The sequence below is a fragment of the Flavobacterium sp. genome, from assembly GCF_003525665.1.
Lineage (GTDB): Bacteria > Bacteroidota > Bacteroidia > Flavobacteriales > Flavobacteriaceae > Flavobacterium.
Genome location: NZ_DQDX01000107.1, coordinates 2,133 through 13,547 on the forward strand (window position 1 = coordinate 2,133; position 11,415 = coordinate 13,547).

An 11,415-nucleotide genomic window follows, 5' to 3' on the forward strand; every position below is an offset into this window, starting at 1 on the left:
GAATTTATGTTGCATGCTTTAACCAATTGGTTTAAGGATTTGAAGGAAAAGGTTTAGTTAAGAATTTGGGTTTCATAAGAAGATTTTTGCGGAGTTGGAAACAACAAAACATATTCTACACAAAACTTTAACATTGAACGATTTTTATAAGTTTATAAAGTTTTGGTTAAGTGAAAATAGATTAAGGCAAATTATCACTCATCAATTCACTTTTATTTTTGGCGTAATCATATCCTTTATGCCACCAGTCCTTCATTTTGTCTTTATTAAAAACCAAGGCATTATCGGTAAGTTGCGTTGGAGTATAATATAAATTTAGTTTTACATTCTTATTTTTTGCTGCCAATTTGCCAATAGTTATATTGTGTTTCTCGACTTGGGTTAGCAAGGTTTGAAACAAATCAATCATTAAGGAAAACGGATTTTTTCCGATTTTTCTGGGTTGAATTTGTACTTCGGTTTCGAGAATAACCACGTCAACTTCGGTTGCACCTCTCTGTATAGCTTCTCGAATTGGAACCAAACTCGAAAAACCACCATCACCATAATCATCTCCATTTTTCGTAGTCAAACTCATAAACGGAATATAGTTGCAGGAAATCCAAATCCATTCGCAAAAGTCATTGTAATCATAGTCATCAATCGATTTATATTCTACCTGGTTTTTGGAGAGATTGGTCACCGTTACTATTACATTACAAGCAGAAGCCCTCAAAGCATCGTACTCTTCTTTGGTGAAATTTTCTTTGATGTATGCTAATAATTTATGACTTTCACCAAAAGTTCGTTTTCCTTTCAAAAACTGTTTTATAACATTCAAGTGGTTAATAGAAACGGTCTCCTTGGCTGTGTTGACATCTTTTACAACAAACGGACTTACATCAAAAATACTGGTCATGTTAACATTAGAATAAATCGAATAGATTTTGTCCACTTTTCCTAACGCTAAGTGCGGAATAAGCAAACTTCCTGTAGAACTTCCTATTAAAATATCATATTTACAGCCGTTTTCTTGCATCAAATACTGAGCAACACCTCCACCAAAGGCTCCTTTGCTACCGCCACCAGAAATTACTAAAGCTCTCATTGATTTCGCTTATTGGTTTTTGCAATTGATTTTTAATATGTTAACCCAACATCCCATTACTTTGCAAAGTGCTTAAAATTCAAGACTGACTATTGCCGCTGCCATTTGTCTTTAAGCCAATAGTGTGTAGGACCTGCATCTTTTTTACAAACTACTCCTTTTTTCTCTTTTCTGTTCAAAATCAACTTTACAGGAGTGCTTATCAGCAAATTGTATAACAGTCAAATTCTTTTTTTATTCAAAAATAAGGATTTTTATAAAATTGCAGTACGTTTACCGACATGCAATAAATAAAATTTAAAAACTCATTTATTGTTACTTTCCATTTGATAATAATATTTTATTACTTAAAACAACATTAACGATACTCAATGAAAATGATATTCCTGTAGAATGACTATCGTTGTCGACAAACTATCTTACGCTAAGCACTGAAAACTGCCACTGCGACTGAAAACTAATTTAGCTCCTTAATCGCTTCATCACTTATCCAACCTGTAGTTTCATCAGTAAGTTGTACTTTTTTCCAATTGGCGTTGCTTTCTAGAATGAAAACTTTTGTTCCTTCGTGAAGTAACATTGTTTCTTGACTTGTGGCTTTTGGTTCGCCTTTTAACGAAGCGGTTTCTGCAAAAATAATGGCAGATTTTTCAGTTTCCAATCGGTTTTTTTCGAAAATTCCTGACGAAACTGCTGTGATTATTAAGATTAAAACCACAAACATTCCGGTGAAGTAAATTCGTTTTTTGAAAGCAGTTGGAGAAAAATAATATCCGATAAAAAAGCATAGAAAAATAAAGCCAAATGCTACTGAAATCCAAGCCCAAGTATTGTAATGATAGCTTGAAGTAAAATCGGCAAGCAGTTTATCAAAACCAACTTTTGGGATGACTTTGATATCATCAATTGCCATTTTTTGGGCGAATTCTAAATTGGTTTGAATTTCTGGATCATTCGGATTTAGCTGTAATGCCTTCTCAAAATTATAAATCGCTGGCGCAACTTTGTGTAATTTGTAATACGAATTTCCTAAGTTAAAATACAGTTCTGCCGATTGTTGTCCTGATGCCAAAACGCTTTCGTAACTAGTTATAGCAGCTTCGTATTTGCCAGAATTGTAATAGTTATTACCATCTGCAAACGGATTAGAAACATCGGTTGCAAAAACAGATGCAGAAATAAATAGAAATAGATAAAAAAACTTCTTCATGATTACTATTTAATTTGTTTTTCTAATTCAGAAATAATTTCGACTGCTTTGTCATAATCTTGATGGATTATCGTGCTTGATGATGGTGCATATCGAGCCAATTCGCAACTTTCTGTCAAGGCAATAAATTCGTTTACAGTTTCAGAATTTGCATTTCGAGACAACAGAATTTCGGTTATCTTTTCTTTACTCATTTCTGATGTTTCGATGTTTAATTTGGCTTTCAAGAAATTGTGCAATGCTTTTTCTAATGCAATATAAAATGGCTCTTTATTGTTGATTTGTTTCTTGGCTTCTGATAAATATTTCTTCGCCAATGCATTTGATTTTTTTCTTCTGTTTCCAACAATATCAGCATCAAAAGCTTCTTTTTTCTTTTTGAAAACTACAATTATTGGAATAATTAAAAATGGTAAAAGCAGCAATCCGTAGAACAATCCAGAACCTAAGAAATCATCTGATTTTATGTTTTCTAACTTCGTTTTTTGTTTGATAAAAGCAAATGATTTTTTTACTGAAGCTTCGGTTTTATTCGAATTGGAAGCAACAGCGTTATTTTTGCCTTGAGCAACATTCAACACAATTTGATTGGAAGTTATTGTTTTATAGCTATTTGATGACAAATCGAAATAAGAAAATGAAATCGGTTTAATCACAAAAGTTCCTTTTTCGTTAGGAATAATCGTGTATTTATCGGCAATACTTCCGGTCATTCCAGAAATTGGAGTTGAAACATTTTCGGTGTGTTCTGGATCGAATAATTCTAATGTTGAAGGAACAACTGGTTTTGGCAAACTGAATAATTTTAAATTTCCAGTTCCAGCAACTTGAACATTCAAATCTAATGATTCGCCACTTTTTAAAGTTGTTTTGGATGCGTTTACTTTGAAATCAAATTTACCAACGGCACCCGAAAATCCTTCTGGTTTTCCGGCTTCAGGCAAAGCTTTTACATTTATAGTTTTAGCACCAGCAGAAACTCTCTTGGTTTGTAAAGCAGTTTCTGGATTTCCATAAACATCATATCTTCCTGTTGGAACTTCCACTTGAACCTCTAATGTTAAGGGTTCAATTGAAAGATTTCCTGCTTTTTGAGGATATAAAACGGTTTTTCTAAGAACAGCATAACGATAACTTTCTCCTTTAAAAGTTCCTTGCTGAATAGATAGGTTTTTTATATCGATATTTTGGCTCCAAAAATCGGAGTATTTTGGTTTGTTGGTTTCATTCCAGCCACTTACCGCCGAACGATTGCTTACGTAAATTTTGTAAACTACCGTAATTGGTTCGTTTACATACGGATTAGTTTTAGAAATTTCGGCAACTAGATGAACACCATCTTTACCAGCATTTAAAGGTTGTCTTTGCTGTTGTTGCTGATAATACGGATTATTGTTGTACGGATTTTGCTGTTGTTGAACGGCATTTCCAACGGTAATTGTCACTGGTTGCGATTTATAAACCTGTCCGTTGAACTCCATTGTCGCACCTTTTATGGTGAGTCTTCCTTTTTTCAAAGGCATCAATGTAAACGAATAGGCTTTGTTGAAAGAACTTCGTCCGTTAACCCACGACTGACTTACCATTTGGCTCGGACCAGCAATAACTCTAAATCCGGAGCTATCAAAATTAGGAACACCAAGATTATCGCCATCAACATTCATGTAAAATTCAATTCTTACATTTTCATTGATGCCAATTTCGTCTCGGCTCACTCGTGTCTCAAACTTTACTTGAGCGAAAAGTGAATTTGTAACAAATAATATAAATAAAAGCAATAAATACTTTTTCATTTTCATTCTTAATTTTTGATTTGCAATTGTATAATTACCAATCTTTTTCTGGTTTTTGTGGCTTTCCTTGTACTTTTTGGGCGTTTACCTTTTCTTGCACTTTCTTCTCTTCATTACTCACGGCATCTAACAAATTATCGATACGTTGCTTGTTGGCACCACTTGGTTTTGGTTGTGGTTTGTCTTGATTATCTTTTTTGTCGTCGCCGTCTTTCTTGTCTTTGTTTTTATCTTTATTCTCGTCTTTTTTGTCTTTGTCTTTGTCTTTATCCTTGTCTTTATCTTTATCGTCTTTCTTATCTTTATTTTTATCCTTGTCTTTCTTGTCGTCGTTTTTAGGCGGATTATCTTGTAGCATTTTTTTGGCTAAAGCATAATTGTAACGCGTTTGCTCGTCTGACGGATTGTTTCGCAAAGCGTCTTTGTAGGCTTGAACTGCACCTTCATAATTTTTCTCTTTCATTAAAGTGTTACCAAAATTATGAAATGCCGAATGTTTTTCGGGTTTGGTCTTAGCATCTTGTATCGCTTTTGCAAATTGATATTTGGCTTCTTCAGGCTGATTTTGCTTGTAAATTGATGTGCCTAAATTATAAGAAGATTTCGATTTTTTAGCAAATTTAGCTTGTGAAATTCTGTAATTTGCTTCGGCATCGACGTAATTTTTGGCGGCAAATTCTTCGTTTCCTTTTGGCAAATACTTGTCTTTCTCTTGCGCATGAAGTGCAAAAGAAATAAAAATCAGAGAATATATAATTATTTTTTTCATTCTTTACTTATTTAGACGCGATGAATCGCGTCTCTACGACTCATTAAATAAATTCATTTTTCTAACCCATTTTGTTCTTCTTTCCAACAAGAAAACATCTAAAAATAATAGGAAGAATCCAAATCCTAAAAACCATTGGAATTGCGATTTTAAATCGGCCATTTGCGTTGCTCCAAATTCGGTTTTCTCTGTGTTATCTAATACTTTTTTTACGTAATCCAACACTAATTTTGTTGAATTTCCATCGATATATCCGCCTTTAGAACCTTTTGCAATGGCAGTTAAAATGGTTGCATCTCTTTTTGTAATTACCGTTTGGTCGTCTTTATCTTTTTGGTAACCTTCTAAAACGCCGTTTCTTTTTAATGGAATTGGTCCGCCTTTTTCTGTTCCAACGCCAACGGTGATGATTTTTACTCCGATTTTTGTAGCATTTTCAACGGCATCTTGGTAGCTTGCAGAGTGATCTTCACCATCAGAAATTAAAATTAGCAACTTATTGGTTTTGTCTTTTTTGTCGAAAAATTTAGTCGTTGCCAAGTCGATTGCTTGATCGATTGATGTTCCTTGCGATGATATCATTCCGGGATTCATCGATTGAAGAAACATTTTTGCCACACCATAATCGGATGTCATTGGCAACACAGGAAATGCACTTCCAGAATATGCAACAATACCAATTCGATCACTTCCAAGTTGGTTTATTAATTGCGAAACCAGTTGTTTACTTTTTTCTAATCTATTGGGCGCAACATCTTCGGCAAGCATACTTTTAGAAACGTCAACAGCAAAAACAATATCTATTCCTTGTCGTTTTACTTTCTCGACTTTGGTTCCCATTTTAGGATTTACCAAAGCAATTATCAAGAATGTCAATCCTAAAAGAACCATTATAATTTTTAAAGCTGGTTTAAAAACCGATTTCTCTGGACTCAATTTTTTGATTAAATCTAAATCGCCAAATTCCTTCTGCTTTTTTCTCTTCCAAAATTGAACATACAGAAAAAGCACCGCCAAAATTGGGATGATAATCAGTAGATATAAATAACCTTTTTCTTCTAATTCGTACATGTTTTTTTAAATTCCAATTTTTTAAATTCCAAATTCCAATACCATGAAATCACTTTGGAATTTGGGATCTTATTTAATTTTTGGGATTTCCCAATTATATAAAACTCTTAAATAACGTATTTCTTAATCCGATTTCTATCAATAACAAAATTCCTGCTATTAGAATAAATGGTCGGTATTTTTCATCATAATCGTAGTATTTTAATTCTTCGATTTCTGTGGTTTCCAACTTATTTATCTCGCTATAAATTTGCTCTAATTTTGTATTACTAACGGCTCTAAAATACTTTCCTCCAGTGTTTTTAGCAATAGTTTTCATCAATTCTTGGTCGATTTCTACAGGAAGCATTTTGTATAAAAAATCTTTTCCGTTTGGTGCGTATGCGTAAGGAAATTGTGCCATTCCATTAGTTCCAATTCCGATTGTGTATACTTTAATTCCGTATTCTTTAGCAATTTCTGAAGCTGTTTCTGGCTCGATAAATCCTGAATTATTAACTCCATCGGTCATTAAAATAATCACTTTACTTTTGGCTTTGCTATCTTTCAATCGGTTTACAGCAGTTGTTAATCCCATTCCGATTGCGGTTCCGTCTTGCAAAACACCATCAAAAGCCATGTTTTTTATGGCATCTTCAACAATTGCTTTGTCACTTGTAACTGGAGTTTTTGTATAAGCTTCGCCAGCATAAACTACAATTCCAATACGGTCGTTTGGTCGTCCAACAACGAAATTTGCTGCTACTTCTTTCAAAGCTTCCATTCGGTTTGGCTTTAAATCTTTAGCCAACATACTACTTGAAAGGTCAATTGCCATTACAATATCAATTCCTTTTGTGGTTTTAGTTTGGTTACTAATATCAACCGTTCTTGGTCTTGCTAATGCAATGATTAATGAAGTTAAAGCCAATAATCGAAGTACGTTTAAATACGGTTTTAGTTTTGCTAGAGTTGATTTAGACGATTTAAATCCGGAAACGGAACTTATTTTTAATGTTGCCGATTGTTCTTTTCTTTTCCAAAATAACCAAGCGATTGCTACAGGAATTAGCAAGAACAACCAAAAAAACTCTGGATTTAAAAATGATATTTTTTCCATTATTATTGCGCTTGTTTTAGTTCGGCCGATTTTATAATTCGTTGCAAGATTGCATCTCCGTATTTATCGCCATCTCGATGAGAAACAATAATTTGTTGCAATCCGCCATCTTGTTTAAACAATAAAATCTCGTAATACATTTTCTCGCTTTCATCATTTTCTTTATCTACAACGGTCATCGAACCATAAGCTCGTGCGCCAGTAACTCCTTTTCCTGTATTGAAATCTTCTTGTTTGAAAAGAATGTTTTGTGCTCCAATTTTTTCCCAGTTTTTGGTAATTCCTTCTAGAACTGTATCAAAATTCACATCGGTTTCTTTTTTATATTTAATCGTAGAAACCTCAACATAAAGTGGTTCGTACAAGCTTCCAAAACTGAACATTTGCATCTCTTTTAAAATCGCAAAAGCATCTTTAGATAAAGCTTTTTTCGGATCCATTCTTCGTAAAACTTCAGGCGTTTCAACAACTACACCAGGATTTCCGTAATCACTTTTAATCCATTCGTTTTCTAATAAAATTTTTGATGGATTTCGTAAAATGGTATCTTTTACATCAACAAAACCTTTAGTTGCAATAAAATAAAGTAACGTTGAAATCAGTAAACCAGCTACTAATCCACCAGCATAAATAAATTTCTTTTGTCGCTCTTTTTTTAATCTTTTTAAACGTGCTTTTTCTTTTTGTTGTTCGTTCCAATCGTCCAATTCGTCTTTATCTTCAACAACTTCTGGAATTGCTTTGTGAATGGTTACGATTGTACTTGTGATGCGTTTTTTGTCTTCTTCAATTTCAAAATCTAAAGGTTTTACTTTCGCAAATTTTACTAAATCGGCTTGCATCAAAACCTTTTCAAGATTCTCAAGTGTTTCTTTAGACAGTTTTAGTTTTTTATTTTTTGCCACATTTCTCAAACTCACAATAAGTTCTGATGTAGTGCTTTCCATCGCTGGAACATGAATTTCTTCTTCGATATACGTTCTAGCAATATCGGTTAATTCCGAGTAGTATGATTTTACTTCACCACGTTGCCAAAGCTCTTTTTTCTCTAATTGCTGTAATAGCGAAGTAGCTTTCTCTATTGGTGATGTGTAAATTATTTCCTCTACTTTCTCTGGTTTTTTATAGTATTTTTTGAATAAATAATACCCTAAAAATCCAAGACCGATTAGTGCTAAAATTGCTAAAAGGTATTTCCACCAACCGTTTGAAACACTTTCTGCTGCTGTAATATCTTTTACGTCAAACATCTTTTGTTTTAATGTATCGACTTTTACATTGGAAACCTCAACTTTTAGGCTATCAGAATACGCTGTTTTTCCATTTATGATGATTGGAATTCTTGGAATGGTATACTTTCCTGAATCGAATTGTGTTAATCCGTATTTTTTTATTAATTCGTACTTATCATTCGATTTTATCGTATCAATTTTATAGGATTCTATAACTTCTAAAGCTCCAAAACTTTTAGATTTAGGGAAAACAACTTTATCGGTTTTATTGACCGATGTTTTAATTGTTAACTTAAATTCGGCTCCAATTTTCTTCTTAGTAGAATCAATAGAAGTCGTTACTTTTTGTGCAAAAAGTGACGTTGTAAGTAGAAAAAATAATATATATAATTTGAATTTCATTTTTTAAATGTAACTCCGTCAGAGTTTAGAACTCTGACGGAGTTTTATAAATTGTTTTTATCTCGATTTAAAATAACCCAATAATTTTTTAACATAACTTTCGTCAACACGCGTATTTACTGTTCCAGAACCACATTTTGAAAAGATTTCTTTAAAGAAAGTTACTTTCTCTTGATAGTTTTTCTCGTAATTTAATCTAACATTTTTAGAACTCGTATCGACAACCATAATTTCGCCCGATTCGGCATCTTCCATTTCGACTATACCAATGTTTGGCATTGTTTCTTCTCGAACATCATATACTCGAATTCCGGTAATATCGTGTTTTTTTCCTGCTATTTTCAGTGTTTTTTCATAATCATCATCTACCATAAAATCGGAAATCAAAAATACAATGGCTTTCTTCTTTTGGGTTGATGATAAAAATTTTAAGGCTTGAGATAAATCGGTTTTTCTGCTTTTAGGTTGAAATTCGATTAATTCACGTATGATTCTAAGTACGTGTGATTTCCCTTTTTTTGGTGGAATATACAATTCGATTTCATCGGAAAACAAAATCAAACCAATTTTATCGTTATTTTGAGTTGCTGAAAACGCCATTGTCGCGGCAATTTCAGTTACGATTTCGCTTTTCAACTGATTTTTAGTTCCAAAACTTTCTGAACCCGAAATATCAACCATTAACATCATAGTTAACTCGCGTTCTTCTTCAAAAACCTTTACATGTGCTTCGTTGTAACGCGCGGTCACATTCCAATCGATAGCACGCACATCATCACCAAATTGATAAGGTCGCACTTCAGAAAACGTCATTCCGCGTCCTTTAAAAGACGTATGATATTCACCCGAAAAGATATGATCGCTCAATCTTCGGGTTTTGATTTCTATTTTACGAACTTTTTTTAGTAAGTCTTTTGTTTCCATGTTTTTGCCACAAAGGCGCAAAGGCACTAAGTTTTTTTTAAATAAAAAAGATTAAGGAACCTCTATTTCGTTTACGATTTTGTTGATAATGTCAACTGAAGTTACATTTTCGGCTTCTGCTTCGTACGTAATTCCTATTCTGTGACGTAATACATCATGTACAACAGCACGAACATCTTCTGGAATTACATAACCACGGCGTTTTATGAAAGCGTAACATTTGGCAGCTGTTGCCAAGTTGATACTTCCACGAGGTGATGAACCAAAACTGATTAATGGTTTTAACGATTCTAATTTATATTTTTCTGGGAAACGTGTTGCGAAAATAATGTCAAGAATGTATTTTTCGATTTTCTCATCCATATAAACTTCGCGAACCGCTTCTTGAGCGCGCAAGATTTGTTCTACCGAAACAACTGCGTTTACTTTTTCGTAAGAACCTTTAAGATTTTGACGAATAACCATTCGTTCTTCATCCATTTTTGGATAATCGATAACCGTTTTAAGCATAAAACGATCAACTTGTGCTTCTGGTAATGGATACGTTCCTTCTTGCTCAATTGGGTTTTGAGTAGCAAGAACTAAAAATGGTCTTTCTAATTTAAAAGTTGTGTCACCAATAGTCACTTGTTTTTCTTGCATTGCTTCAAGCAAAGCCGATTGCACTTTGGCTGGCGCACGATTAATCTCATCTGCAAGAACGAAATTGGCAAAAATTGGTCCTTTTTTTATTGAAAACTCATTGGCTTTAATGTTGTAAATCATTGTTCCTACAACATCTGCTGGAAGCAAATCTGGTGTAAACTGAATACGACTAAAACTACCTTGAACTGCTTGAGACAAGGTGTTAATTGCCAACGTTTTTGCCAATCCTGGAACTCCTTCAAGAAGAATATGTCCTTGACCTAAAAGTCCAATCAACAATCGTTCTACCATGTGCTTTTGTCCGACAATGACTTTATTCATTTCCATGGTCAATAAGTCAATAAAAGCACTTTCTCTTTCTATCTTTTCATTGATGGCTCTAATATCTAAAGCGGCAACATTTTCTTCCATAAATTCTATTTTTTTCGAGGCACAATTAACTATAAAATTTTAACATTTCAAAATTGAATATTTTAACACGAATAGAATGTTAACAATGCGTTAAAACTTATTGCCAAATGTCGTTTTTAAGGATGATTTATGATTTTGTTTTAGTAATATTAAAGGTTGCGAGTTTCGGGTTGCGAGTTTCGGGTTACTATATGTGAAATTAAAATTGCAATATAAAAGGTAAAAATTTGCTAAATTTGAAATGAAATAACTTTTAAGTAACAAATACTATGGCAACAATAACTACATTTGAAGAACTTGATATTTGGCAGTTAGGAAGAGAAATTTCTCAAGATGTTTGGGATAAATTTGAAAATTCTGCACTTGGAAAAGATTTTGAATTGAGAAATCAAATGAATCGCTCTTCAGGTTCAATCATGGATAGTATTGCCGAAGGTTTTGAACGAAATGGAAGAAAAGAATTTATCCAATTTTTGAGTTATTCGAAAGGTTCATGTGGTGAATTACGTTCTCAATTGTATCGTGCTTTTGACAGAAAACATATTACAAAAGAAGAATTTGAATTTTTAAAAGAAAAAACAATTACTGAAAGCAAGAAAATAGGTTCTTTTATGTCTTATCTTGTAAAATCTGAAAATAATGGTAGTAAGTTTAAATAAGTTGCGAGTTTAAGGTTGCGAGTTCAAAGTTGCCTTCTCACAAAAACAAAAAAATTAATTAATTATGAATCAACCAGATAATAACTCGAAACCCGAAACCCGAAACCCGAAAC

General features: G+C 33.2%; 10 protein-coding genes. 1 reads left to right on the forward strand and 9 read right to left on the reverse strand.

The window, feature by feature from the left end; all coding sequences use genetic code 11:
* Window positions 1-181: 181 nt before the first annotated feature.
* The 9 genes from DIU01_RS07655 to DIU01_RS07695 form a co-directional block, all read right to left on the reverse strand.
* Window positions 182-1,087, reverse strand: coding sequence for a patatin-like phospholipase family protein (locus DIU01_RS07655; RefSeq protein WP_290833139.1), 906 nt, complete (start codon window positions 1,085-1,087; stop codon window positions 182-184).
* A gap of 457 nt (window positions 1,088-1,544) precedes the next feature.
* On the reverse strand, window positions 1,545-2,297 hold the full coding sequence (locus tag DIU01_RS07660) for a tetratricopeptide repeat protein (protein ID WP_290833141.1): 753 nt from the start codon (window positions 2,295-2,297) through the stop codon (window positions 1,545-1,547).
* A gap of 5 nt (window positions 2,298-2,302) precedes the next feature.
* Window positions 2,303-4,090: a BatD family protein gene (locus tag DIU01_RS07665; protein ID WP_290833143.1), complete on the reverse strand. Its 1,788-nt coding sequence runs from the start codon at window positions 4,088-4,090 to the stop codon at window positions 2,303-2,305.
* 34 nt (window positions 4,091-4,124) lie between these two features.
* Window positions 4,125-4,859 (reverse strand): tetratricopeptide repeat protein, encoded by a 735-nt coding sequence (locus DIU01_RS07670; protein WP_290833145.1) that lies wholly within the window; start codon window positions 4,857-4,859, stop codon window positions 4,125-4,127.
* 33 nt (window positions 4,860-4,892) lie between these two features.
* Window positions 4,893-5,930: a VWA domain-containing protein gene (locus DIU01_RS07675; RefSeq protein WP_290833147.1), complete on the reverse strand. Its 1,038-nt coding sequence runs from the start codon at window positions 5,928-5,930 to the stop codon at window positions 4,893-4,895.
* A 94-nt stretch (window positions 5,931-6,024) separates the two neighbouring features.
* Entirely contained in the window at window positions 6,025-7,029 is a 1,005-nt protein-coding gene (locus DIU01_RS07680; protein WP_290833149.1) for a VWA domain-containing protein, read from the reverse strand.
* Between the two features lie 2 nt (window positions 7,030-7,031).
* Entirely contained in the window at window positions 7,032-8,663 is a 1,632-nt protein-coding gene (locus DIU01_RS07685; protein WP_290833151.1) for a BatD family protein, read from the reverse strand.
* A gap of 57 nt (window positions 8,664-8,720) precedes the next feature.
* A complete protein-coding gene (locus DIU01_RS07690) occupies window positions 8,721-9,587 on the reverse strand; it encodes a DUF58 domain-containing protein (protein ID WP_290833153.1) in 867 nt (288 codons plus the stop codon).
* 51 nt (window positions 9,588-9,638) lie between these two features.
* Complete coding sequence (locus DIU01_RS07695; protein WP_035127576.1) at window positions 9,639-10,643, reverse strand: MoxR family ATPase; 1,005 nt, start codon at window positions 10,641-10,643, stop codon at window positions 9,639-9,641.
* 269 nt (window positions 10,644-10,912) lie between these two features.
* Here DIU01_RS07695 and DIU01_RS07700 point away from each other — a divergent pair, with 269 nt between their 5' ends.
* Window positions 10,913-11,302, forward strand: a complete 390-nt coding sequence (locus tag DIU01_RS07700; RefSeq protein ID WP_290833156.1) for a four helix bundle protein — start codon at window positions 10,913-10,915, stop codon at window positions 11,300-11,302.
* Window positions 11,303-11,415 lie beyond the last annotated feature (113 nt).